Raw genomic sequence first — 25398 nt, 5'->3', positions numbered from 1 at the left:
ATTTTATTTAGCTTTTAGGATAAGGTATTGTTTCACTATATTTCTTTTGCTGAAACCAAGGATCGTTAGCCATTTTTAGTTTTTTACCTAAGGATTTTAAAAGTTTGTTTGCAACTTCTGGTAAATCCTTTATATTGATTTTATTTAATTGATAAGGGTCATTTATATTATCATATAAATAAGCTTCTGAAATTTCAGTGCCTTTATCTGTATCCCATTGTTTTTTGTTTTCTTCTAAACACAATGTATATTTTCCAGAGAATATACCTCTAGAGTTTCCTAACATAATTAAAACATCTTCAGGTTTTTTTACTGAATTATTTTCTGGGTTTACGAGTAACTCAGCAAAATTTGTTCCTTGCACTTCTTTAGGAATTTCGTTTGCTAATCCTGCCAATCCCAATGCTGTTGGTAAAACATCAGGTGCAGAAAATAATACATCAGTAATTCCTGCTTTTAAATGTTTAGGCCAGTGAACAATAAAAGGTATTGAAAGAGACTCTAACTGAAATGAATTTTTTCCAGTTTTACTATGACTTCCAAGCATTTCTCCGTGGTCTGAACTAAATATAACAATGGTATTATCTAGTTCTCCCATTTTTTCTAATTCATCAATTACATGTCCAACGTAATTATCTGCACTTGTAACATTTGCATAATAGTGTCGAGCGTATTTTGCAACGTCTAAATCAGCATTTTCTCTAACAACTAGTTTGTCATCTACCTTAGGAAACTTATCTGTATCATAATACTCATGTAATGTTTCCATATCAGTGTTTTCATCATCCCAAGGATTATGAGGTGGGTTCATAGACCATATCATACAAAATGGCTTATCAGAATTTCGTTGATCCTTTTCATTTCTTAAATAAGTAATAATTTTATCAGCTTCATTTTTTGCTGAAAAAACTTTAGGCAAATGCAATTCCCCATCTTTTTTACCTTCAATAGCATCTGGGTCGTTTGAATAAATTCTTGGGTTAAAATGTTCATCTTTTAACGCCTGATAAAAATATTCAATATTGTGTCTTGGTTTTCCTGGTGGAACATAAGTGTCATAAGTGTTTACATAATGTCCTCCTGGTGCTTCTGTTGTGCCAACATAAGTGCCATTTTCGTCAAATAAAGGTTCTGTTTTTAACCAATGACATTTTCCGAAGTAAGAAGTGTTATAACCAGCTTTATAAAATAAATCTGGTATTGTTGAAATATCATCTTTTAAACTATGAACTCTTCCTTTTTTACAATTGTTCCAAATTCCATTTTGTTGTGGATACATTCCTGAAAGCATCATTCCTCTGTATGGGCTACATAATGGATAATTACTAACAGCTTGCGTGAAAACTACACCGTTTTTAGCCAATTTATCTATTGTTGGAGTTATAACTGGATCTGATTTTCCAACTACATATTTTTTGTAGTTGTCTTCTTTCCAAAAACCAGCGCTATAACGTCTTAATTGATCGGGAAAAATGATTAATACATTTGGTTTTTTAGAAGCTACTTCTACTTTTTTAACTTCACTTTTACAGCTAATTAATAGCAGTGAAAAAATGATAAGAATACTATTTTTGAAGCTCATATTGTTAATTTATAATAAGTTCATTTTTTAATTTAGTAATCCAATCGGGTAATTTACCCAATCTGAGTTTTAATTGTTCTTCGAATAGTGATTCAGGTTTTACAGGAGCACCAATACTTTCTGTAATTTGAACTTCATCTTTATTGAAAGTTGTACCTGCGCCGTGAAAACCAACAATAATTGGTGGTACAATTCTCCAATACCAAGAGTCGGTTGCAATAAATCTAAAATCTTTTTCGCTTTCATCCGTTTCTTTAAAATTCCATAGAACTAAATAACGACTATGATTTGGTAAACTTTTTATAGCTCCACCAGCTCTTCCAGAAAAGAAACCTCCTTCAACATTATCAAACAAAGTACATCTTGGTTGAGATGCATGTGATTCAAAACAAGTATGTGATGGGTATTTACTTCTCCAAATTACGGTTGCTGTTGTGCTTCCTCCGCCAACACCTGTGGAATGATGCATTCCAGCAATATCATTAATATTAGCTAAAAGGATTCCAGTAGAACCTCCAGCAGCGTGTACAGAACTATGACCTATAAACCCATTAATAGTAATATTAATGGCTGTAGAATAAGCAGATTGAGAAAAACTAAGTGCGTTGTTTACGTTTTTAAAAGAACAGTCTTTTACCCAGGAATTTACACATCTAGAAACTTGTAAAATGCTCCATCCGCCATCATCTTGAGCTGAACGGTGATGCACAAATTCTTTTTTCCAATTACCTTCAAAAGATAAATCTTCGAACCCAAGCTCTTCAGAATGAGCAAAACTATACACACTCCAATTGTGTTTTGCTTGAATGTCGTAATGTATAGGTTCAACCAATGTAATTGTATTCTTTTTTACTGAAGATACTTGATGACGTTCATTTACAATTACTCCTTTAGTGTTAATAGTACTCCAAGTTTTATCTGCAATTAAAGGTTGAATATCGTATTTAATTAATTCAGGATCATTGTTTGAAACTTTTAAAATTATCCAATTTCCTTTTTTTATTTTTGAAGCATCATTAACTTCTATATTATGAGTTTCTCTTCTTGTATTTGAAGTAATAGTAGCTAATTTTTTATCGGCACCTGAAGCTTTAGTTTGAATAGCACTCGGACAGCTCCATAATTTTTTAGGATCAGTAGGAGGTAAGTCTTTATCAAAAAACAAGGTAGATTTATTTACACCTTCGCCTCTAAAAACAATATTTGAACCTTTAATTTCTATGATACTAGTATCGTCATTTTGAGTGTTAACGTAATACTTCCCTTTAGGGAAATAGACAATTCCAGAGCCATTTTTTTCAGCAGCTTTAATTGCTTTTTTAATGGCATCTTTATCTGAATTAATGTCGTTTGGAATTGCTCCAAATTTTGTTACATCAAATATTTTATGATTAACGGTTGGAATCTCAACTTCGCTATATTTATAACCAGCATATGAAAAATCCGGTAAAATTGGTTCGTTTCCAGTTTGTTTAGATGCTTTGAAATCTTCCCAGACCTGACTGTTTTGTGCTTGACAACTTAATAAACTGAAAATTAAAGTTACAAATAATACATTTTTAAAACTCATAATTTATTTTTTTAAACGTACTAAAGCTTCTAAATAATAATAATCAGCATAATTTAAAGGCACATCAATTTCAGCTCCGTGAGGAATGCTACCAACACTATGTTTTAAAAGAAAATGTTTGTTTTCTCCCAGTTTAGCTGTGTATTTTTCAGAAGCTAAAGAGGTCATTATTTTATCAATTGCAGGTTTATAAGTGTTCTTAGAGAAACCATCTAATTCAATTAAAGCCGAAACTGTTACAGCAGCCGCCGAAACATCTCTTGGTTCATTTGGTATGTTTGGAGCGCTGTAATCCCAATAAGGAATTCCATCTTCAGGTGTTCCTTTATATTCAGTAATAAACTTTGCGATTTTTTCAGCCTGCTTGAGGTATTTTTCATCTTTTGTATATCTGTAGCAAACTGTGTAACCATATAATCCCCAGGCTTGTCCGCGAGCCCAAGCACTTGTGTGTGCAAAACCTTGTGCTGTGTGTTTGTTTCTTACTTCACCAGTTTCTGGATCGTAATCAACAACGTGAACTGAACTATTATCTTCTCTAAAATGGTTCTTTAAAGTAGTGTTTGCGTGAGTAATTGCAATGTTTTTGTACTTGTCATTTCCAGTTAATTTAGAGACTTCAAAAAGTAATTCTAAATTCATCATATTATCTATAATTACAGGGTATTTCCAACCTCTTGTTGCTTGCCATCCGCCGGTTACGTCCCAACTTTTAATACAACCAACATTTGGATTAAAGCGTGTACTTAGAGATTCAGCTGAAGTAATCATAACTTGTTTAAAACTTTCGTTTTTAGTTAATCTATATCCATTTCCGTAGGAACAATTAAAAACAAAACCTAAATCGTGATTGTTGGTTCTAAGTTTATGAGATTCAAATTGAGCTTGAAATTTTTCAGCAGCTTTTTGCCATTTTTGGTCTTTTGTAGCTTCAAATAAATACCAACAACTACCAGGGAAAAAACCTTCAGTCCAATCGAATTTTGGGTTTGTCCAATGCATTTCACCTTCTGCAGTTAAAGTTCTTGGAATTTTATTTGCTATTTCAGCATCGTTTACTAATAGTGCAAATTGTTGAGCGGATTTATCTATTTCACTTTCTTTTTTTGAGCAGGAAGTTATTAGTATTGAGAATAAAAATAATGAGGTTAACTTGAGTAATTTCATAATTAGTTTTTAATAGATGATTTTCGGATTATTAATTCTGGTTCTAATATTGTGGTTTGATTTAGAACAGTTTTATTATTAATTTGATTAAAAAGTAGGGTAGAAGCTACTTTTCCCATTTCAAAATCTGGTTGATTAATTGTTGTTAAAGAAGGCTCAATAACTGCAGAAATTGGTTCATTACTAAAACCAACAAAGGCTATGTCTTCAGGCAATTTTTTGCCTTGTGTTTTTAAATATTGCATGGCGCTAATTGCTGTTACATCATTTGCCGAAAAAACACCATCAATTTCTGGTAGTTTTAAAATTTCTTTGGCGCACTGAATTCCATCTTGTTTCATTAAGTTAGATTCAAATATAAATTCTTCACGAATTGGAAAATTATATTTTTCTAAAGCTGCTATATAACCTTTGTATCTTCTTCTGTATAATTCAATAGTTTGCGGTCCAGAAAAGTGTGCGATATTTTTACAACCATTTAAAATTAAATGTTCTGTTGCTTCAAGACTGGCTTTTAAATCGTCAATAATAATATTGGTGTTTTTTGAAACTTCACAAGGGCGATCAAAAAATATAATTGGAAATCCGTTGTTTTTATAATTTTCAAAATGATCGTAATTTGTAGTTCCCATTGAAATGGAAATTAAAATGCCGTCAACTCTGTTAGACAACAAAGTGTCAACTAATTTTTTTTCTCTTTCATAGCTATCCAAAGACTGACAAATGATTACTTCGTAACCAGCATCAAAGGCGGTTTCTTCAATTCCGGAAATTACCGAAGCGAAAAAATGACGAGATATTCTAGGTACAATTACTCCAATAGTATTTGTGCGATTGGTTCTAAGTTTTGAAGCTAAACTATTTCTTTGATAACCTAATTCTTCAGCTTTTTTTAGAATTTTTTCCTTTGTTTTTTTTGAAACACGAGGACTGTCATTTAAAGCCCTAGAAACTGTAGAACTATCAATTCCTAAGTTTTTAGAAATATCATGAATGGTAATTTTACCTTTATTCATTTTTAATGAGATGGAAATTAGTTTTTCAAATATAGTATTTAATTTTTAAAATACAATCGATTGTATTTTAAAAATAATTTGTACTTTTACGAAGAAATTAAAAAGTTAATTATGAATACAAATTATGAAGTTAGATATGCTTCTGGGCCTGAAGCAGTAAAAAAATATGATACTCAAGCCTTAAGGGATGAGTTTTTGGTAAAGGATTTAATGGTTGCTGACCAAGTGAAATGGGTGTATTCTCATTATGACAGATTTATGGTTGGTAGTGCTGTTCCTACAAAAGGAAGTCTTGTTTTAGAAACTTTAGATACTTTGAAGTCTGAAAATTTTCTTGATAGAAGAGAATTAGGGATTATTAACATTGGAGGTTCTGGAATTGTAACTGTTGATGGTGTTGAATATGCATTGGACCATAAGGAAGCATTATATGTTGGACAAGGGAATAAAAGTGTTGTTTTTTCAAGTAAATCATCTTCTAATCCTGCACAATATTATTTAAACTCTACACCTGCTCACAAAGCATTTCCTATTAAAAAAATTGGGATTAATGATGTTGAGGTTGTTGAATTAGGTTCTCCTGAAACTGCAAATGCACGTACATTAAGAAAATATATTGTAAACAGCGTTGTTGATGTTTGTCAATTACAAATGGGTATGACTACTTTAAAAAGTGGTAGTGTATGGAATACAATGCCAGCACACGTTCATGATAGAAGAATGGAAGTATATTTTTATATTGAAGTGCCAGAAGATCAGGCAGTATGTCATTTTATGGGGCAACCAAATGAAACACGTCATATTTGGATGGCAAATAATGAAGCTGTTATTTCTCCACCTTGGTCAATTCACTCAGGTTCAGGAACTAGTAATTACACATTTATTTGGGGTATGGCAGGTGAAAACCTAGATTATAGCGATATGGATATGTGTGCAATTAATGAAATGAGATAGTTTAAACTTTTAATTTTTGGTAATGAAATTTATTAAATTCACATTTATAATACTAAGTGTTTTATTGTTTGTTTGTTGTTCAAAACAAAGCAAATCAAAGTTTATTGTGGTTGAAAACACATTAAATATTGATAGATCTTTTGAAACTATTGAATTAACTAAAGAATTTTTAGAGGTTGAAGATTTAACAACAATAGGAATTCGAAATAATAGTTCTAATAAAATTCAAATATCACAATTGGTAGATATTGATGGTGATGGAGTGATGGATCAATTGTTATTTCAACCAAAAATAGCAGCCAATTCAAAAGAGAAGTTTGAAATAATTACTGTTTCAAATGAAGAAAGACCAATCTCTGAAGAAATTTGTTATTCGAGATTTGTTCCTGAAAGAACGGATGATTACGCTTGGGAAAATGATAAAGTTGCATTTAGAGTGTATGGTCCAACTGCTCAAAAAATGATAGAAGATAATATTCCTGGAGGTACACTTTCAAGTGGTGTGGATGCGTGGTTAAAGCGTGTAGATTATCCAATAATTAATAAATGGTATAAAAAAACCACTGATAAAACAGGAAGTTATCACGAAGATACTGGTGAAGGATTGGATAATTTCCATGTTGGTGTAAGTAGAGGAGTAGGAGGTATTGCCATAAAAAAGGATAGTTCTTATTATTTTTCAAAAAATTATACCGATTGGAAAACCATTACAACTGGCCCTATTAGAACTAGCTTTTATTTAAATTATAATGATTGGGATGTTGATGGAAATACGATACAAGAATCTAGAATTATATCATTAGATAAGGGAAGTAATTTTTCAAAATTTGAAATTTCATTAACAGGAACAGCATCTGTTTCTGCAGGGTTAACTTTGCATGAAAAAGATGGTGTGGTTTCAGGAAATAATGAAAATGGATGGGTTAGCTATTGGCAACCACATGTCGATTCAGAATTAGGAACAGCAATTTTGGCTTCTAAAGAATATTTTGTTGATTTTGAAAAATATGATACAGATAAGAAAGATTTAAGTAATGCGTATGCTAATTTAAATGTTGTTAACAATAAAGTTATTTATTATGCTGGGTTTGGTTGGGTAAAGAGTGCTCAATTTAGAAACCCGCAAGAGTGGGAAAGTTATTTAAATGAATTTTCAATGAGATTGAAAAGTCCTCTTATTGTTGAAATTTTAGAATAAAATTTTATAACTAGACAAGTTCATTTAATTACCTCTAAAAGAGGTTCTAAGTTTTTAAAAATATAAAGCCAGAGATTTTAATAACTCTGGCTTTAGTTTTAAATTTTATTCAGTAACTGCTCTATATGCATTTACACGGCCTTTACCATAAAAATCACTCGCACCATTAGTATCAATTTTATCAGCAGTATTATATAGCTGTTTCGCTACATTATGAGGAGACATTTCTCCTCCATTTTTCCCAATAATTAATGCAGCTACACCTGCTACATGCGGAGAAGCCATACTTGTTCCAGCTGTCCATGTATAACCTTCACTAACTGTACTATAAACCATATCATACCACCAGTAATCATATGGAGAATCAAAATCACCTCCTGGGGCAGCAATATCAACTAATGAAGTTCCATAGTTTGAATAAGAAGCAAATTCATCTAAATCTGTTGTAGTATCATACGCCCATGCAAAGGGAGCAGTTGCAGATACAGTAATAACATTATTTAAATCGGCTGGCAATACAACTGTTGAGCCATTTCCATCAGCATTCATACTAGAATTTCCTGCAGAGGTAATTATTGTAACCCCTTTTTTATAAGCATAATTAATTGCTCTTTGTTGTGCTTGAACTATTTCTTGAATAAATTTTGATGGAATTTTACCTTCATAATTTCCATCTTCGTCATAGAATTTACCATTTTTATTCAATGTTGCACCTAAACTCATATTTATTACATCAGCACCATTATTTGCCGCATAAACTATTCCTTCATTTATTCCACTAAAGGCTCCACTTCCTGTATATTCTGATAAAACTTTAACAGCAACTATCTCTGTCATTGGCGCAACACCAATTATTCCTCGGTCATTATCAACTGCTGCAATAATACCTGCAACATGAGTCCCATGATTAAAGTACAACCCAGGTTGAATATTCCAATCCTCATCTGGAACAAATGATGCAGAAAGCTCAGTATTTAAATTTGAAGCTAAATCTGGGTGTTCGGCATCTATACCACTATCTAAAACAAACACTTTTGTATTGCTTCCTTGATAGCCGGCATTCCAAGCTTCAGGGGCATCAATGGCATCTAATCCCCATTGAAGATTAAAAGAAGTATCATCATCACCTATACTAATTGGGTTTGCCATAGGTTTAATGTTAATTGGCTCCAACCAATTTACAGTTAAATCAGGAACCACAGATTTCACACCATTAATACTTAAAACATTTCGTTCAAATTTAGGATCTGAAGATCTTACTATTGCTATTCCAATTTCTGGAATAGTACGTACAATATCTCCATACTTTTTAATAGATACTTCCAGCTTATACGATAAAGTTTCAGATTTAGAAATTACCATAAATGAGTTTTTGGTGGAAGAATTTTTACTTTGAAGAAACGAATAATCACCTTCGAGATCTAGAGATTCTTCAGTTGTAATAATTTCATCTAGTGTTCCTGTTTGACATGAAACAAGAGCTAAAATTGTAACTAATGACAATAATAATCTTTTCATAATAAATTGATTTTAAATTTGTTAATTGTTTATATTTTGATATAAATCAAGTTTAAAATAGTTTATTTTCGACAAAGAAAAGTGACTAATGTTTCTAAACAACTAGTTATTTCTTTATTTAGAAACCATTTTTATGTAAATTGAATTACTAATTCTATAAATTAAAATGGAAACAATTTTCCCGTTATTCGCAGGTATTATTGCCGCAATATTACATGTAATATCTGGTCCAGATCATTTGGCTGCTGTTACTCCATTTGCAATTGAAAGTAAAAAGAAAGCTTGGAAAGTTGGTTTATTCTGGGGTGTTGGTCATTTATTAGGAATGCTTTCTATTGGTGTTTTATTTTTGTTTTTTAAAAATTTAATTCCTATTGAAAAAATATCAAAACATAGTGAACAATTTGTAGGAATTGTATTAATTAGTTTAGGAGTTTGGATTCTTTTTAAAATTTTTAAAGAAAAGCAAAATCATAAACACGTTCATATTCATACGGAAGAAAACCCTGCAATTCACAAGCACTCACACCTTCACAATTCAGAAGGAAAACACAACCATAAGCATCCAAAATTAAAACAAGGAATTATCGCCTCAACTTCAGTTGGGTTTATTCACGGTTTAGCCGGAATTGCTCACTTTTTATTATTCCTTCCTGTAATTGGATTTACTTCAAAAATTGATTCCATAAAATATATTATAGGTTTTGCCATAGGAACTATAATTGCAATGATTTCTTTTGCAATGGTAATTGGTAGCATTTCCGATTTCTCTAAAAAAGATCATAACGATACTTTTTTCAAAGGAATTCGTTTAGCAGGTGGCTTATTTGCTTTGGTTATTGGTATTTACTGGGCACTTTCTAATTAACAATTTCGAACCTATCAGTGATTGCACCGAACTTGTCATTCCTGTGAAGGCAGGAATCCATAGCATAAAACCAATTGACACGAAATAGATACCTATTTTCACCGGTATGACGATACAAACTGTCATTCTTAATGCAGCAAACTGAAATGAAGAATCTCTTTTTACTTATGAGAGATTCTTTACCAACTTTTAGAGTAACAAATTTGAAAAACTTTTTTTAATTAATCAAAGCGCTCATTTATTTAGAGAAATGGATTCAATATTATTACTTAGGCCACAACTTATATCCTTGTAGGCTTCATTTTCATCAATTTTCACAGATCCCATTTCATCATAGAGTATAACATCTCCTTTTTTGTTAAGTGTTACAATAACCTCCTTATTAATAGAAATATCTAAAGCTATTAAATTTTCCCCTCCTTTATTTTCCCAATGCGTTCCTTCGAAACTTTCTAACTGTCCATTACTTATTACCGCTGTGCTTCCAACCCAACCGCCTCCGCAAGCAATATCTTCAGCTTTTTTATCTAGCATCTTCCAAACTAGGTCATTATAATAATTCACCTTTTCATTTTTATCGATAACCCAAACGGTTCCTGTTTGAGTGATGTCACATCGAGTCGCTTTAATACCTGGTAATTGAATCCACTTTTTCCCATCTTCACTTGTAAAATTTTTCACATTATTATCATCAGGTAAATCTACCCATTCCAAAGGGCGAAATGTATGTAGATATACACTTCTGTCCAATGAAGTATAAACAATGCCGCTGGAACTTGCTCCAACGTCTTGAGCTTTAATTCCCAATGGAATTTCGTTACCGTCTTTTAATTCAATTAAAGAATTATCATTCTTAATTGCCCATATTCTGTTTTTGAAATCGCAAGTGATTTTTTTAAAGCCTGCTGCTGTTTTTATGGTAGATTGATTTTCCCACCACTTAGTCAATTCTTCAGTACGGTCGGACAATTTTATAATCGCTGCTTCATCGTAATTTTGAATTCCATCAGCCTGAATTTTAAGTACAATTGCAGGCATATCTTTAATGTCGGCGGGTAAATTTAGAATCAAGCCGTTTTCATCTGAAATCCAATTTATTTTTTTGTTTTCTTGACCTAAAACCGTAATTGAAGTTATACCTAACGATTTTCCTTTCTGAGAAGCAATATATGGGATAGTAACTTTATTGTTTTTTGGTATTTCCATTAAACTCAAATACAATAAATTATTGTCTTTTTTAACAATTCTTTGATTACCTGCACCACTCGTAAGCCAAGGTTTTGTGCCATATATAGATTCACCATTAACTTTCATCCAAGTTCCAATTTCCTTTAAAAGATTAAATGCCTTTTCATCTAATTTCCCATTAGACATAGGACTTACATTCAGTAACATGTTACCATTTTTTGAAACAATATCAATAAGCTCATGAATTATCTCTTTTGCTGAACGGTACTTTCCATCTTTTACGTAAGTCCAATCTCCAATAGAGGTGTCAGTTTGCCAAGGTTTTTTTCGTATTTGAGGAAGTCGAGCACGTTCCAAGTTCAATGTAGCAATACCATCCCAATAGTAACCCCACTCTCCTTTTGGAGCTTTTTTATACCAATCTTTTATGCACATTACAGATTCATTAATACCTTCATTACGATTCATACTTTGATTGTATAAATATGAAATCATTTCCAATCCTGTTTCACCTTTGTCATCTCCGGGAAAAGGTACTCCACCATCAACGTAGAAAAAATCAGGATCATAATTATCAAATAAATCTTTGCAACGTGCTAACCAATTTTCTTTCCAATATTCTGGAGCTTTAGAAGGTTGCGTTGGTTTTACATCACCATTTGGATCAGGTGGGAGGTATAATTCTTCATATTTTTTTTCATTCCCGTCATATGGAATACCTGCGTACTTTCCACTTTTATCGGCTCCTTTATTTGTTTGAAACCAACAAGATGCACGTTCAACATGACTGGTAACTCCCCATCTTATTCCTTGACTTTCATACTTTCTAACAGCTTTTTGAAACTCGCCCATGATATCTCGCTTAGGTCCATAGTTTACCGAATTCCAAGAATGGTGTTTTGAATTCCATAAATCAAAATTATCATGATGATTTGCCATTCCTACAATATATTTGGCTCCAATATCTACAAATAAATCAACTAATTCCTCAGCGTTAAATTCCTCTCCATCCCATTTTTGAATAATATCTTTGTAGCCAAATTCTGATGGATGTCCATAATTTTCAAGATGATATTTGTAATGTGGATGTCCTTCAATGTACATATTCCTCGCATACCAATCACCTACTGCAGGAACTGTATAGGCGTTCCAACACACCCATATTCCAAATTTAGCTTCGCTAAACCATTCAGGTGTTTCATACTGCTGAAGTGATTCAACAGTTGGTTCAAATTTTGGTTGAGGATTAGAACATCCCACTATAATTACCAAAAATAAGCTCAATAAATGCAGTTTTTTCATCATACTGTTAACTTTTCTATAGATTAATTTAAATCACTGTTTTTCAATACTTCAAAAGTACCATCTATCAAGCTTAAACCTTAAAAACGAACTATATTTAAACTTAACTTTAGCTGTATGACCTAAAATACAAACTATATTTTTCGGATATTTGAATAATAAATAAATCATTCTTGAAAAATTAATGAATTCAGCTAAAAAATATTTATTATTAATTTTTTTGTTCCGGTTCTTTTTACCGGGAATAATAGCGCAATCAAAAGAGGATAGCATTTATTCCAAAGAGAACTATTTAAAGAATCGCTTTAAAATGATTCAATTGAATACCCAAGATGCATATAAGTATTTTAAAGAGGGAGCTGAATATTTTATTAAAAAAGGTGATACAGTAAATTATTTGAGATGTACAATCAACTTATCAGATATAGAAATGAGACGAGGTCAGTTTACAATTGCTTTTGATCTTTTATTTGATGTTCTTCCTATTTCTAACCAAATTTTAAATAAAAAACCATCTATAGAAATTCATAGTATTCTTGGAATTTTATATGGAATCTATGGTAAGGATAGTATCGCGCTTCAACATACAATAATGGCACATAACCTTTCTGTTCATAATATTAAAACTACATTAAAAAGTAATGATTCTTTAATATCTAGTTATCTAGATGTGGCGGTTAGATATATTGAAATGAAATCTTATAAAAAAGCATTGCCATATCTTGATTCTTGCTATATAATAAATACTTCCCAAAAACGCTTACATTTTGTGGATGCTCACTATGGTTTTATTTATACCAAACAAGGAAATTATCCAAAAGCAAAGGAATATTTCACCAATTTAGTGCCTTTTTTCGAAAAACAAAAGTTAGGTTTTCAATCTTCCACTTATTATTTTTTGGCTGAATTGAAATCGGCTTTAGATCAAGGTGATAGTGCTATTTACTATTATGAGAAATCTATCAATTCCATAGATTCTTTTCAATCTAATTTAAAATTGAAACCCATTATTCTTGAAAAATTAGCAAATGCTTATTTAAAGAAAAACAATAGTAAGGGAGCATTTTTAAGACTTCAAGAATCTAAAAGAATATCAGATAATTTATATAACACTCAAAGTAAACAAAATCAAGTTTTATTTGAGATTAAAAATAAATATAAGGAAGATTTAGTAAAAAAAGAAGAGCAAATTATAGCTCAAGAAAAACTTATAGAATCAAACGATAAGGCTAAGTTTAGATTAAAATTATTAGTTGGAATATTAATATTGTTGGTGGTAATTGGGTTTGTTACGTTCAGACTTATTTTTAGAATGAAAAGAATGTCTCAAGAACAAAACCAAGAAAATGAAAAAAATGAAGCTATTTTAGAGGTTAAAAATAAAGAGTTAACTACAAATGCATTGCAGCTTATTGAAAAAGAACATTTAGTAAAAGAGCTGTTGGAGTCTTTAAAAATAAATGATCCGGAAAATTTTAAAGTATTAAATCGCAAATATAAACACAGTAATAAAAAGATATGGAATGATTTTCATTTAAGATTTTCTCAAACGAATACAACATTTTATAAGAAACTCCATAAATTAAATCCTGAATTAACAACTACAGATTTAAAACACTGCGCATTAATAAAACTGAATTTTGATAGTAAAGAAATGTCTCATCTTTTAGGAATATCACTTAATAGTGTACATGTTGCTAGGTCTAGAATTCGTAAAAAACTTGACCTTAGACGTGATGAAAGTTTAAGTAATCACCTATCTAAACTTTAAAAATATCCTCTTAACAAATCCTAGGTAGTTGCTCTCCAACCAACGGACTCACAATTCGTTTCCCTCCAATTAGACTCTGCATTACAACTTTGTTTGGATGTTCATCTGTAATTTCACCAATAATTGCAGCATTTTTCCCTTTGGAATGGTTTTGCATTAACACTAAAACTTCATATTTTATACTAGCGTCAACCACTGTTAAAAACACACCTTCGTTAGCAACATACATTGGATCTAAACCTAACATTTCACAAGCTGCAGCAACTTGTTTTTCTAACGGAATATCAATTTCTTTTAAATCTACTCCCACCGAAACATCGTTTGCTAATTCGTGTAAAACAGTTCCTAAACCACCACGAGTTGGATCTCTAAATAACTTTATTTTATCACCAAACTCATCTAACAAATCGTTTACCAAATAATTTAAGTTAGTTGAGTCGCTTTCAATAGTAGATTCAAATTCTAAACCTTCACGCTCACTCATAATTGCCATTCCGTGTTGAGCTATAAATCCGTTCACTAAAATAACATCTCCTTCATTTATATTTTGAACTGAAATATTCGCCTTTGGATGCATTGCTCCAAAACCTGTAGTATTTATAAAAATCTTGTCTCCTTTTCCTCTTTCAACAACTTTTGTATCTCCAGTAATAATTAAAACTCCACTTTTATCAGCTGCTTTTTTTACTGACTCCACAACCTGCACAAATTCCGACACCTTCATTCCTTCTTCAATAATAAAAGCCAACGATAAATATTTAGGAATAGCACCGCACATAGCAACATCATTCACAGTTCCGTGAACTGCTAACGCTCCAATATCCCCACCTTTAAAAAAGATAGGTGTAATTACAAAACTATCTGTTGAAATAGCCATTTTACCGTCAATTTGCACAATAGAACCATCGTGTTTTTGATCTAAATATGGATTGCTAAATGTTTTAAATATGATTTTATCTAACAAATTACGCGTTAATTCTCCTCCACTTCCGTGACCTAAATTAATAGTTTCAAAACCTAAATTTTCTATATTCATACCTTAGATTGTATTATTTGAAAAATGATAATATGCAGCGCAAGCTCCTTCTGAAGAAACCATTGGAGCACCTAACGGATTAGATGGTTTGCAAGTTTTACCAAACTCACTGCAATCGTGTGGTTTTTTAATTCCTCTTAAAATTTCACCTGCTATACATTTTGAATTTTCAGGAACTTTTATATTTTCAATCCCAAATTTTGTTTCAGCATCGTACTTTTTATAAGCTTCTTTAAGTACATAACCACTATTTGGAATTTCACCAATTCCACGCCATTCACGTGATCCAACTTCAAAAATGGTTTTAATAACGTTTATTGCTGAAGTATTTCCCTCTTCCTTAACTGCTCTCGCATACTGATTTTCTAACTTGTATTTTCCCGCTTCCAGTTGTTTTACGGTCATATAAATTCCCTGTACCAAATCTAACGGTTCAAAACCTGTAACCACCATTGGAATTTTATATTTCTCAACCAACGGATAATACTCTTGAATTCCCATAATAGCACACACATGTCCTGCTGCTAAAAAACCATCAATAGTACATAATTCATCATCTAAAATGGCTTCCATAGCTGGGGGAACCAACACGTGAGAAACTAAAATCGAATAATTTTCAACTCCTTCTTTTTCGGCATGTAAAACTGAAAGCGCATTTGCTGGTGCAGTAGTTTCAAAACCAACAGCAAAAAACACTACTTCTTTATCTGGGTTATTTTTTGCAATTGAAACAGCTTCAATAGGTGAATATAAAATACGTAAGTCTCCTCCCAAAGCCTTAGCTTCTAACAAGCTCTTTTTGCTTCCTGGCACGCGAATCATATCGCCAAACGAACATACAATTACTCCTTGCTCTAATAACTCAATGGCTTTATCAATCAAGTTCAACGGGGTTACACAAACCGGACAACCTGGACCGTGAATCATTCGCACATTTTCTGGTAATAATTCTAAAATTCCATTTTTCACCAAACCGTGAGTTTGCCCACCACAAATTTCCATAATATTCCACGGTTTTGTAGTGATTTTATGGAGCTCATTTAACAAGGTTTTGGTAGCTTCCAAATTTCTATATTCACTTAAATACTTCATTCTTTTTAATTATAATCGTCATTCTGAATTTATTTCAGAATCTCATCAAACAACACATAAATGATGATGAGAACCTGAAATAAGTTCAGGTTGACGGGAACTCTATATTTTAATTTCTTCTATCATTTAACATTTAAATAATACATTATTTGACCAAATGAAATGTTTTCATCGTTGGGTGATAATTCTTTATGAAAGTACAATTTTAATTCTTTAGGCGCTAATTCTAACAACATATCCACCAAGGTTGTATTTTGAAAAACACCACCGCTAAATGCAATGTTTTTAATTTCTTTAAGGTTAGCAAAACTTATTATTGAAGTTGCCAACGTATATAAAAAATTGACAATTATTTGCTCTTTTGCAACTTCCAATTTTAAATCATTATAAATATTTTGAATAATTTCTTTTGCTGAAAATCCTTTTGAACTCAATTTACAATACAATTTGCAATTGCTTAAATTATAATCTGAAATTGAATTTTCTAATAAAATAGCTGCTTCACCTTCGTAGCTGTTGAAATCAGTGATATTTAAAAGTGAAGCTACAGCGTCAAACAATCTACCAACCGAAGAGGTTTTAAGTTTGTTTTGCGATTTTAAATAGTTATAATTTTTCATTTCTGAAGGTGAAAATTTTTGTACTAAAACAGCCTTCATTTCTTCTGAAGCTAACGCAAGTAATGAAACTCTTGGCTCGGTAGACATTTTATCTCCCAACAACCAATCAAAATTCTCAACTTGTGCAATTCGTTCTATTGAATTGTTTTCATAACTAAAAAACTCTCCTCCCCAAATGTTAGAATCATTTCCAAATCCAGTTCCATCAAAAACAACTCCCAATACTTTTTCGCCCCATAAATTATGTTCACCTAAGATTGCTGAAAAATGCGCTTTATGATGTTGTATCTCAACTAATTTTGAATTGTATTTCTCTGAAACTTCTTTTCCAAATTGAGTGCTCTGATATAATGGATGTTTATCTACCAAAATAACTTTTGGCTCTTGTTCAAACAACTGTGTGAAATTTTCTGTAGTTTCTGTAAACCTGTTGTAAACATCATAACTATCTAGGTTTCCTAAATACTGACTTACATATAAATTTTCATTCGGATAAAATGCAATAGTGCTTTTTAAATGCGCTCCCATTGCCAATATTTTCTCTCCAGAATTAATTTTAGCGTTTAAATAATTAGGAGCATATCCACGTGATCTCCTAAACAATACTTCTTGTTGAAATTTATTGCTGAATTTCAGCACAGAATCATCTTGTGGATGCTCTATTTTTAAATTGTGTTGTAAAAAATAATCGGCTACATTTTTAAGTTTTTCAATGGCTTCATCACTTTCGCTAATAATTGGAGAACCGTGAATATTTCCACTTGTAGCAACAATTGGAAACTCTAATTCATTTGCCAACAATTGTAAAATTCCGGTGTACGGCAACAGTACACCTAACTGATTTAAGTTTGGAGCAACTTCATTTAAGGCTATACTTCCTCTATAGCTTTTTAACGAAACAATGTTAATTGGTCTTTCAGCAGATTTTAAAGAATTCATTTGTTTCTCATTTAAATCAACTTCATTTTTAAGGAATTCCAAGGAAGGATATAAAACAGCAAATGGTTTGTTTGGCCGATGTTTTTTATCTCTAAGCTTGTTAACAGTATCTTTATCTTCAGCATTGCAGCACAATAGATATCCACTCGTGTTTTTTATGGCTATTATTTTTCCTTCAGAAAGTAAATTGGCTATTTTTTTAAATAATTCTGAATTTTTGACTTGAATCTCTGCACCTAAATTATTAACGAGCTTCAATTGAATTCCACAAGTTGAACAGGTATTTGTTTGTGAATGAAATCGTCTTTTTGTGGGGTTTTTATATTCTTCCAGACAGGCTTCGCACATTGAAAAATAATCTATACTTGTATTGGATCTTTCAAAAGGAAAAGTTTGAGTTACTGCCCAACGTGGGCCACAGTTTACACAAGTTGTAAATGCATAATCTACTCTTCGGTTTTTAGTCTTTTTTATTTCTTCTTGACAATCATTACAAATTGCAAAATCGGGAGTTAATGGTAAGTTTAATTGTCTATCTTTTTTAGAAGGAATTATCTTGAAGTCTTCAAAATTTATTGTTTCAATTTCTTCAATAAAACTTTCTTGGATTTTGGAGACTGGAGGTGGAGAATTGATTAATTTCTGATATAAATTCTCAATATTACTTTTACTACCAGAAACAAAAATAATAACACCTTCCTCATTATTAGAAACGGTTCCAGTTAATAAAAATTCAATAGCTAATTTATAAACATAAGGACGAAAACCTACACCTTGAACCTGACCAGAAATAGAAATTTTATAGGTTTTAAACATTTAATTAAAAGCTTATAAATTCAATATAAATTTACGCTTTTTTTAAATCAATGTAAAAGATAATTTAATTTCTTAAATTTATGAAAGGTTATAGTGTCTTGATTTGAGTATAAATTGAAAAGCAAATTCATTTAACTTATGACAGAGGTTAAATGAATTTACTTTCATCTTTGGGCTGATAATTTTTTATATTCTTTTAGAAAAAAGAACGTATAAATTTACAAAATTATTTAACACTAACAAGGTAACTATTTAATTTATAACCATTAAAGATAAGGTCTTTTTATCTTAAACTATGTTAAAGTAACACCTTTATAAAAATGTTAAAAATAAGGTGTCAGGTTTTTTTAATTTGTAACTTTATGAAGATATATATTTATCAGATATGCATGAACTATCAATTGCAACAAGTATTGTTAAAATTGCTGAAGATGAAACTTTAAAAGTAAATGCCAGTGATGTTACTAAAATTGAGTTGGAAATAGGAGCACTGTCAGGTATAGAAATAGATGCTTTAAAATTTGTTTGGTCTTCAGCGGTAAAAGATAGTGTACTTGAAAAAGCAGTGTTAGAAATTGTTAAAATAAAAGGTATGGCAATATGTGAAAATTGTAATACTGAATTTGAATTGGAAAATATATATGATGTTTGTATAAAATGTAATAGTAATTTTAAAAACATCACACAAGGTAAAGGGATGAAAATAAAGCGCTTAGAAGTAATTTAAAATCAATTATTATGTGTGGAACTTGCGGATGTGGAACCGACGGAAACGGTCCAATTATTTTAAAACCAGGAGAACATAATCACGATCATCATCATGAACATGATCATAATCACGTGCACAATCATGATCATTCTCATGGTCATTCACACAACCATAAGCAACGTGTAATTGAAGTGGAGAAAGATGTACTGCAAAACAATGATATTTTAGCAGCTAGAAATCGTGGATATTTTGAAGCTAAAAATATTTTCACCTTAAATTTAGTAAGCTCTCCAGGAAGTGGAAAGACTTCAATTTTAGAAAAAACACTAGCAGACTTAAAAAATGAAATATCTTTCTATGTAATTGAAGGTGATCAGCAAACATTAAATGATGCAAATAGGATTGATGCTTTAAACGTTCCAGTTGTACAAATAAATACAGGAAAAGGTTGTCATCTAGAAAGTGATATGGTTTATAATGCTGTGAAGAAGCTTGAAATGAAAAACGATTCAGTTTTAATGATTGAAAATGTTGGGAATTTAGTGTGTCCTTCAATGTTTGATTTAGGTGAAAAAAAGCGTGTTGTGATAATAAGTACAACTGAAGGTGAAGATAAGCCAATTAAGTACCCAGATATGTTTTACACTGCTGACATTTGTATTATTAATAAGATGGATTTATTACCTTATGTAAATATTGATGTTGAAAAATTAAAGGATTATGCGTTACAAGTAAATCCTAATTTATTATTTTTTGAAGTTTCCGCAACAAATGGAGATGGAATGAATGAGTGGTATAAATGGTTAAAGGAGGAAATGTAAAAACTTCAATATTTAGCTGGATGAGCAGAGTTGAAGATAAATTAAATCTAGTTGATTATTAGCACTCTGGTTCCTTTAAGTTAGCAAATAATAAATCTAATATTTAAATTTATGTGTTTATCAATTCCAGGAAAATTAGTTGAAATTACCAATGAAATAGATGAGGTTTTTAGAATGGGGAAAGTTTCATTTGATGGAATTATTAAAGAAATTAGTTTAGCTCTTGTTCCTGAAGCTACTATCGGAGATTATGTGTTGGTACATGTAGGCGCAGCAATTTCAATTATAGATGAAGAAGAGGCTGCAAAAACATTTGAGCTATTAAAACAGTTAAACCAACTCCACGAATTAGAAGATGAAGATTCTTAGAGCTCATATTTTATTATTTTAAATTAGAACAGCTTAACTTATGGAAAAAATGACTCCAATTATTAGTGTTGAAGGATTATTATTAATTTATAAAGATCCTAATGTTTTAATTTTTGATGTTAGCAATGGTCCCTTTGCAAAGAATAATTATTTAAAAAATCATTTAAATAAGGCCATTTTTGTTGATGTTAATATAGATTTAGCAACCATTAATATTGATTTAGCTAAAGGAGGGAGACATCCATTACCAAGTTTGGAAGAATTTTCAATAACATTGGGGAATTTAGGTATTTCAAAAGATTCTCATGTGGTGTTGTATGATGATAAAAATGGAGCTAACGCAGCTGCACGCTTTTGGTGGATGTTAAAATCTGTTGGTCATAAAAAAGTTCAAGTTTTAGATGGGGGATTTCAGATGGCTAAAAATACTGGTTTCCCTATAAATTCTATTGAAGAGTTTCCAAAGGTAAAAGGAAAATATAAGCTTTCAAATTGGTTACTTTCATTGGTTTCTACTGATGAAGTTGAAAAGAATCTTAAAAATCACAATTCTTTAATAATTGATGTTCGAGAAGAAGGGAGATATAAAGGAGAATTTGAACCAATTGATTTAGTTTCGGGGCATATTCCTGGAGCAATAAATATCCCTTTTTCAACTAATTTAAATAAGGAAGGATTATTTCTGGAGGCAAAAGAACTAAAGAAAAATTATTTAAAAATTATTAAAAATCGAGAGTCTTCAAAAATAATTGTACACTGTGGTTCGGGTGTAACGGCCTGCCATACCTTATTGGCTTTTGAAATTGCAGGATTAGATATTCCAAATTTATATATTGGATCTTGGAGTGAGTGGTCTAGAAATGAAAAAGAAACGGTTGTAGAGAAATAACTAATTCGATTTTTAGGTATATTTGATTCATAAAATTTAAGAAATGAACAAAATATTATTAAAGTTATTTATTCTTTTATTAGTGATAAATGTAAGTTGTAAACCTGAAAAAATAAAAAATCCTAATGTGCTGTTTATAATGATGGACGATTTGGGCTATGGGCAATTTGGAGTGAATAATGATACAATTACCACCAAAGATTTTAATCCTTATTTTGTGCATTTGGTAGATAGTTTACAAGGATATTCTTTGGAGAAATCTCTTGAATTTTCAAAAAAAGCAATTCCAACACTTACTCAATTAGCAAAAACGGGAATAATTTTTAACAAGGCTTATACAACCAGTAATGTATGTGGACCTTCTAGATTAGGTATTGCTACAGGAACAAACCAGAATAGATTTGGAGTATATACAAATGAAGACTGTGAAAAGGATGGTTTGGTTCCGGGAACTCATTTAGCTGAAACTATTAAGAAGTTAGATTATACAACGGCTCATATAGGGAAATGGCACATAGGTAGAAAAAATTTCACTATGATTAGTGATTTGCTTAAGGAGAATGGGCTTGATGATAGTGTAAATATGTACTATTTAAGAACAACACATCCTAAACTGTATAAACAACTAAATAACTTAGGTTTTAATGGTTCTGTAAGTAATGAACAGCATCCTTTAAAAAATGGTTTTGATTATTATTTTGGATACAACCATTGGTCTAGTGATTATTATAATTCAAAAAAAGTTTGGGAAGACTATAAATATAACGGTCAGCAAAAAGGTTATAATACAGATGTTTTTACTGATAAGACTATCGCTTTTATGGATAAATCTTTTAGTAAAGAGAAACCATTTTATATTCAATTGCATTACCATGCTGTACATGATTCTATTGAGCCGCAAGCACCAGATAAATATTACAAGAAATTCAATTCAAAATCTAAACATCTAAATAATTTTTACGCTCATATAAACGGAGTTGATGAAAATGTGAAAAGAATAGTGTCGTTTTTAAAATCTAAAAAAGAATATGAAAACACAATTATTGTTTTTACTTCAGACAACGGAGCAATGGCTGGAGGATCATATGATGGAAACAAAACAGGTTCACCGTTGCCTGCAAACACACCTTTTAAAGGTCACAAAGGTAATTTTTATCAAGGTGGATTTAGAGTTCCGTTTTTTGTTCATTGGCCAAAAGAAATTAAAAAGGCAGAAGTTTCAAGTCAGTTAATTTCTACAATGGATATTTTACCAACAGTTATAGATATTGCAGGAGGAGAAATCCCTAATAATATAGACGGAAAAAGTTTAAAAACTATTTTTAAGAATGAATCTAAAGGAAAAATTCATGACTATTTAATTTGGTCTGGTGTGCAAGCTTATAAATGGGGATATCTTATTAATAAATCAGCTAAAACTCATAACACTGAGGCTAAGTTTGCTCCTCCGGCTTGGGTTGTAATTCAGGATGATTATTTATTACGTTATACAGGTATTTTAGAAAAAGGTGTTTACCTTGATTTTATGGATGGTCGTGAAGCTATTATAGAATTATATAACATTAAAAATGATCCAGGAGAATTAAATAATATAGCTGATAGTAACCCAGAAATTATTAAGGAATTATCTAATAAATATTTTAGAGACTCAAAATCATTCCCATTACCAGCAGATTGGGAAAAATCTAAATGGGAGGAATTAAGAGATACTTCTGAGTTTTAGTAAATTACGAAAATGATATTGTTGAATTAGTTTGTAAATAATTTTACAATATCATTTCCATTAGCTAAAAGTAGTAACGCAATTAAAAGAATAAATCCAGTGATTTGGGCATATTCTAAAAATTTATCGTTTGGTTTTCTACCAGTAATTATTTCATACAAAGTAAATACAACATGACCACCATCCAATGCAGGAATAGGAAGTAAATTCATAAATCCTAGCATAATGGATAAGAACGCTGTAATTCCCCAAAATGCTTGCCAGCTCCAAGTAGCAGGGAAAATATTTCCAATTGCTATAAAACCACCAATACTTGTAGCTCCTTTTTTAGTGAAAACATATTTAAATTGAGTAATATAATCTTTCAATATCCAAATAGCCTTTGAATTTCCTTTCGGAATACTTTCTAAGAAAGTAAAATCTTTATGATCTATAGTAACTCCTCTTTGTTGGTAGTTAGAAACACCAATAGTTTTATTTTCATTAGGAGTTATTGAAATAGTCTTTTCAGAGCCATTTCTTTCAACTGTAAGCGTTAGTTTATCTTCTTTTGAATTTGATGCTATTTTTGAAAAATCTTGCCAATATTTTACTGGTGTATTATTAACTGCAATTATTTTGTCATTTTTTAAAATTCCAAATTTTTCCGCAGGTGAATCAACTATAACGGTATCAATTACTGGAAGTGTTCTAACTCTAAAAGGTTCTAATACTCCATTTTCCCACATAATGCTTCCAATATCTTCAGGAATGGCAATTGTTTCGGTACTTCCATCTTCATGAATAACATCTAAAGAAGTTAAGCCTCTCATAAATAAATGCTTATTTACCTCAGTAACATCTAGTGGTGTTTCACCGTTAAATTTTGTTATTTTATCACCATCTTTAAATCCGTAAGATTGAAATATTTCGTCAACTGCAAATCCATTTTTTACTGATTCTGGCTTCACAAAATCAATTCCCCAAGCGAAAGTTATCATTATATAAATAACAATACCAAGAATAAAGTTCACGGTAACTCCACCTAACATAATTATTAAACGTTGCCAAGCTGGTTTAGATCTAAATTCCCATGGTTGAGCAGGTTGTTTCAATTGCTCTGTGTCCATACTTTCATCAATCATACCAGATATTTTTACATATCCACCTAACGGAATCCAACCAATACCATACTCAGTATCTCCAATTTTCTTTTTAAGTAAAGAAAACTTATAATCAAAAAATAAATAGAATTTTTCAACTCTTGTTTTAAACAATTTTGCAGGAATAAAATGTCCTAATTCGTGTAAAACAATTAAAAATGATAAGCTTAATATAAATTGAGAAGCCTTTATTAATATTTCCATAAATGTATTTTCAAAAATCTAAAATCGCACAAATGTACGGTTTTAAAAACAGTTTAAAAAAGCAATTAAATAAGTTATTAAGCGTTTTAACAAAGATTTAGAGTTCTAAACCATCTATGATTTCTATTTGTATTAAATTTGTTTTTTAAAATTGAAATAAAAATGGATTTAAAATTTTTTAAAAAATCGATTCCTACTCTTTTAATAATGGGCGTTTTTTCTGTGATAATGATTTATGCAATCTATTCACTATTAACTCCGGATAAACAATTACCAGTTTACAATCCAGCTGATGTTAATCCTAAACTGGTTGATGAAAGTATGGTTCATATAAGAAGAAATCATAAAGTTTCAGATTTTAAATTGATAAATCAGAATGGTGAGATTATCACTCAAAAGGATTATGAAGGTAAAATTTATGTTGCCGATTTTTTCTTTACACGTTGTATGACTATTTGTCCAATTATGACTACTAATATAGGGAAGTTACAAGAAGTTTTTAAAAATGATGATGATGTTATGTTTTTATCACATTCTGTAACACCAGTAATGGATAGTGTCTCTGTTTTAAAAGAATATGCTATAAAAAAAGGTGTTATAGATGGTAAATGGAATATAACAACGGGGCCCAAATCTCATATTTATGAATTGGCAAGAAAGAGTTATTTTGCCGTGTTAGATGAGGGTGATGGCGGATTGCAAGATTTTATTCATACTGAAAATTTTGTATTGGTTGATAAAAAAAGGCAAATTAGAGGTTTTTATGATGGTACTGATAATGAGGATATTAAGCGTTTAATAAATGATATTAAAATATTACAGCATAATTCTAAAGATTAAATGATAAATGTCATTGTTTAGAATCATTCTAATTTAGTATATTTGCTTAAAATTATTTATAATC

General features: G+C 30.8%; 20 protein-coding genes. 10 read left to right on the top strand and 10 right to left on the bottom strand.

Going from position 1 to position 25398, the window contains the following annotated elements:
* Nucleotides 1–7 precede the first annotated feature (7 nt).
* From DAD81_RS03340 to DAD81_RS03325, 4 genes are read right to left on the bottom strand one after another with little or no spacing between them, the layout of a single operon-like run.
* Nucleotides 8–1582, bottom strand: a complete 1575-nt coding sequence (locus tag DAD81_RS03340; protein WP_111706826.1) for a sulfatase family protein — start codon at nucleotides 1580–1582, stop codon at nucleotides 8–10.
* Between the two features lie 4 nt (nucleotides 1583–1586).
* Entirely contained in the window at nucleotides 1587–3152 is a 1566-nt protein-coding gene (locus DAD81_RS03335) for a DUF4955 domain-containing protein (protein ID WP_111706825.1), read from the bottom strand.
* A gap of 3 nt (nucleotides 3153–3155) precedes the next feature.
* Complete coding sequence (locus tag DAD81_RS03330) at nucleotides 3156–4319, bottom strand: glycoside hydrolase family 88 protein (RefSeq protein WP_111706824.1); 1164 nt, start codon at nucleotides 4317–4319, stop codon at nucleotides 3156–3158.
* Nucleotides 4320–4321: 2 nt separating this feature from the next.
* A complete protein-coding gene (locus DAD81_RS03325) occupies nucleotides 4322–5335 on the bottom strand; it encodes a LacI family DNA-binding transcriptional regulator (protein WP_111706823.1) in 1014 nt (337 codons plus the stop codon).
* Nucleotides 5336–5446: 111 nt separating this feature from the next.
* Between DAD81_RS03325 and kduI the strand changes: the two genes are divergently transcribed.
* A complete protein-coding gene (gene kduI, locus DAD81_RS03320) occupies nucleotides 5447–6289 on the top strand; it encodes a 5-dehydro-4-deoxy-D-glucuronate isomerase (protein ID WP_111706822.1) in 843 nt (280 codons plus the stop codon).
* A gap of 22 nt (nucleotides 6290–6311) precedes the next feature.
* Entirely contained in the window at nucleotides 6312–7487 is a 1176-nt protein-coding gene (locus tag DAD81_RS03315) for a DUF4861 domain-containing protein (protein WP_111706821.1), read from the top strand.
* A gap of 105 nt (nucleotides 7488–7592) precedes the next feature.
* On the opposite strand, the gene DAD81_RS03310 is transcribed toward DAD81_RS03315, so the two are convergent.
* Complete coding sequence (locus DAD81_RS03310; protein ID WP_111706820.1) at nucleotides 7593–9005, bottom strand: S8 family serine peptidase; 1413 nt, start codon at nucleotides 9003–9005, stop codon at nucleotides 7593–7595.
* Between the two features lie 166 nt (nucleotides 9006–9171).
* On the opposite strand from DAD81_RS03310, the gene DAD81_RS03305 reads away from it, so the two are divergent.
* Nucleotides 9172–9873 carry an urease accessory protein UreH domain-containing protein gene (locus DAD81_RS03305; RefSeq protein ID WP_111706819.1) on the top strand — a complete coding sequence of 234 codons (702 nt, stop codon included), beginning with the start codon at nucleotides 9172–9174 and terminating at the stop codon, nucleotides 9871–9873.
* Nucleotides 9874–10107: 234 nt separating this feature from the next.
* Here DAD81_RS03305 and DAD81_RS03300 read toward each other — a convergent pair whose 3' ends face one another.
* Entirely contained in the window at nucleotides 10108–12366 is a 2259-nt protein-coding gene (locus DAD81_RS03300) for an alpha-L-fucosidase (RefSeq protein ID WP_111706818.1), read from the bottom strand.
* A gap of 181 nt (nucleotides 12367–12547) precedes the next feature.
* Here DAD81_RS03300 and DAD81_RS03295 point away from each other — a divergent pair, with 181 nt between their 5' ends.
* Complete coding sequence (locus DAD81_RS03295; RefSeq protein WP_111706817.1) at nucleotides 12548–14134, top strand: hypothetical protein; 1587 nt, start codon at nucleotides 12548–12550, stop codon at nucleotides 14132–14134.
* A 10-nt stretch (nucleotides 14135–14144) separates the two neighbouring features.
* Here DAD81_RS03295 and hypE read toward each other — a convergent pair whose 3' ends face one another.
* The 3 genes from hypE to hypF all read right to left on the bottom strand — a co-directional run bounded on the left by hypE (nucleotide 14145) and on the right by hypF (nucleotide 18637).
* Nucleotides 14145–15170, bottom strand: coding sequence for a hydrogenase expression/formation protein HypE (gene hypE / locus DAD81_RS03290; protein WP_111706816.1), 1026 nt, complete (start codon nucleotides 15168–15170; stop codon nucleotides 14145–14147).
* 3 nt (nucleotides 15171–15173) lie between these two features.
* Nucleotides 15174–16262, bottom strand: coding sequence for a hydrogenase formation protein HypD (gene hypD / locus DAD81_RS03285; protein WP_111706815.1), 1089 nt, complete (start codon nucleotides 16260–16262; stop codon nucleotides 15174–15176).
* A 122-nt stretch (nucleotides 16263–16384) separates the two neighbouring features.
* Nucleotides 16385–18637, bottom strand: a complete 2253-nt coding sequence (gene hypF / locus DAD81_RS03280) for a carbamoyltransferase HypF (RefSeq protein ID WP_111706814.1) — start codon at nucleotides 18635–18637, stop codon at nucleotides 16385–16387.
* A gap of 385 nt (nucleotides 18638–19022) precedes the next feature.
* Here hypF and hypA point away from each other — a divergent pair, with 385 nt between their 5' ends.
* The 5 genes from hypA to DAD81_RS03255 all read left to right on the top strand — a co-directional run bounded on the left by hypA (nucleotide 19023) and on the right by DAD81_RS03255 (nucleotide 23148).
* Nucleotides 19023–19364 (top strand): hydrogenase maturation nickel metallochaperone HypA, encoded by a 342-nt coding sequence (gene hypA / locus DAD81_RS03275; RefSeq protein WP_111706813.1) that lies wholly within the window; start codon nucleotides 19023–19025, stop codon nucleotides 19362–19364.
* 11 nt (nucleotides 19365–19375) lie between these two features.
* Nucleotides 19376–20167: a hydrogenase nickel incorporation protein HypB gene (gene hypB, locus DAD81_RS03270; RefSeq protein ID WP_111706812.1), complete on the top strand. Its 792-nt coding sequence runs from the start codon at nucleotides 19376–19378 to the stop codon at nucleotides 20165–20167.
* Nucleotides 20168–20278: 111 nt separating this feature from the next.
* The gene (locus DAD81_RS03265; protein WP_111706811.1) at nucleotides 20279–20536 is read left to right on the top strand and encodes a HypC/HybG/HupF family hydrogenase formation chaperone; all 258 of its coding nucleotides are present in this window, start codon (nucleotides 20279–20281) and stop codon (nucleotides 20534–20536) included.
* Nucleotides 20537–20585: 49 nt separating this feature from the next.
* Entirely contained in the window at nucleotides 20586–21425 is an 840-nt protein-coding gene (locus DAD81_RS03260; protein ID WP_218939664.1) for a sulfurtransferase, read from the top strand.
* A gap of 43 nt (nucleotides 21426–21468) precedes the next feature.
* Nucleotides 21469–23148 carry a sulfatase family protein gene (locus DAD81_RS03255; protein ID WP_111706809.1) on the top strand — a complete coding sequence of 560 codons (1680 nt, stop codon included), beginning with the start codon at nucleotides 21469–21471 and terminating at the stop codon, nucleotides 23146–23148.
* Nucleotides 23149–23174: 26 nt separating this feature from the next.
* On the opposite strand, the gene rseP is transcribed toward DAD81_RS03255, so the two are convergent.
* Nucleotides 23175–24494 carry an RIP metalloprotease RseP gene (gene rseP / locus DAD81_RS03250; protein WP_111706808.1) on the bottom strand — a complete coding sequence of 440 codons (1320 nt, stop codon included), beginning with the start codon at nucleotides 24492–24494 and terminating at the stop codon, nucleotides 23175–23177.
* Nucleotides 24495–24656: 162 nt separating this feature from the next.
* Here rseP and DAD81_RS03245 point away from each other — a divergent pair, with 162 nt between their 5' ends.
* The gene (locus DAD81_RS03245; protein ID WP_111706807.1) at nucleotides 24657–25334 is read left to right on the top strand and encodes an SCO family protein; all 678 of its coding nucleotides are present in this window, start codon (nucleotides 24657–24659) and stop codon (nucleotides 25332–25334) included.
* Nucleotides 25335–25398 lie beyond the last annotated feature (64 nt).

The organism is Lutibacter citreus, assembly GCF_003260195.1.
In the GTDB taxonomy this organism is placed as follows: domain Bacteria; phylum Bacteroidota; class Bacteroidia; order Flavobacteriales; family Flavobacteriaceae; genus Lutibacter; species Lutibacter citreus.
Note: the sequence above shows the minus strand (reverse complement) of the source record. Positions and strands in the feature narration are given on the sequence as shown.

What these genes read in the sequence shown, in the direction of transcription:
- DAD81_RS03340 (WP_111706826.1), bottom strand. Translation starts at nt 1,582, where the DNA reads ATGAGCTTCAAAAATAGTATTCTTATCATTTTTTCACTGCTATTAATT.
- hypA (WP_111706813.1), top strand. Translation starts at nt 19,023, where the DNA reads ATGCATGAACTATCAATTGCAACAAGTATTGTTAAAATTGCTGAAGAT.
- DAD81_RS03260 (WP_218939664.1), top strand. Translation starts at nt 20,586, where the DNA reads ATGACTCCAATTATTAGTGTTGAAGGATTATTATTAATTTATAAAGAT.
- DAD81_RS03300 (WP_111706818.1), bottom strand. Translation starts at nt 12,366, where the DNA reads ATGATGAAAAAACTGCATTTATTGAGCTTATTTTTGGTAATTATAGTG.
- DAD81_RS03265 (WP_111706811.1), top strand. Translation starts at nt 20,279, where the DNA reads ATGTGTTTATCAATTCCAGGAAAATTAGTTGAAATTACCAATGAAATA.
- rseP (WP_111706808.1), bottom strand. Translation starts at nt 24,494, where the DNA reads ATGGAAATATTAATAAAGGCTTCTCAATTTATATTAAGCTTATCATTT.
- DAD81_RS03305 (WP_111706819.1), top strand. Translation starts at nt 9,172, where the DNA reads ATGGAAACAATTTTCCCGTTATTCGCAGGTATTATTGCCGCAATATTA.
- DAD81_RS03295 (WP_111706817.1), top strand. Translation starts at nt 12,548, where the DNA reads ATGAATTCAGCTAAAAAATATTTATTATTAATTTTTTTGTTCCGGTTC.
- kduI (WP_111706822.1), top strand. Translation starts at nt 5,447, where the DNA reads ATGAATACAAATTATGAAGTTAGATATGCTTCTGGGCCTGAAGCAGTA.
- DAD81_RS03315 (WP_111706821.1), top strand. Translation starts at nt 6,312, where the DNA reads ATGAAATTTATTAAATTCACATTTATAATACTAAGTGTTTTATTGTTT.
- DAD81_RS03255 (WP_111706809.1), top strand. Translation starts at nt 21,469, where the DNA reads ATGAACAAAATATTATTAAAGTTATTTATTCTTTTATTAGTGATAAAT.
- hypE (WP_111706816.1), bottom strand. Translation starts at nt 15,170, where the DNA reads ATGAATATAGAAAATTTAGGTTTTGAAACTATTAATTTAGGTCACGGA.
- hypD (WP_111706815.1), bottom strand. Translation starts at nt 16,262, where the DNA reads ATGAAGTATTTAAGTGAATATAGAAATTTGGAAGCTACCAAAACCTTG.
- DAD81_RS03335 (WP_111706825.1), bottom strand. Translation starts at nt 3,152, where the DNA reads ATGAGTTTTAAAAATGTATTATTTGTAACTTTAATTTTCAGTTTATTA.
- hypF (WP_111706814.1), bottom strand. Translation starts at nt 18,637, where the DNA reads ATGTTTAAAACCTATAAAATTTCTATTTCTGGTCAGGTTCAAGGTGTA.
- hypB (WP_111706812.1), top strand. Translation starts at nt 19,376, where the DNA reads ATGTGTGGAACTTGCGGATGTGGAACCGACGGAAACGGTCCAATTATT.
- DAD81_RS03325 (WP_111706823.1), bottom strand. Translation starts at nt 5,335, where the DNA reads ATGAATAAAGGTAAAATTACCATTCATGATATTTCTAAAAACTTAGGA.
- DAD81_RS03330 (WP_111706824.1), bottom strand. Translation starts at nt 4,319, where the DNA reads ATGAAATTACTCAAGTTAACCTCATTATTTTTATTCTCAATACTAATA.
- DAD81_RS03245 (WP_111706807.1), top strand. Translation starts at nt 24,657, where the DNA reads ATGGATTTAAAATTTTTTAAAAAATCGATTCCTACTCTTTTAATAATG.
- DAD81_RS03310 (WP_111706820.1), bottom strand. Translation starts at nt 9,005, where the DNA reads ATGAAAAGATTATTATTGTCATTAGTTACAATTTTAGCTCTTGTTTCA.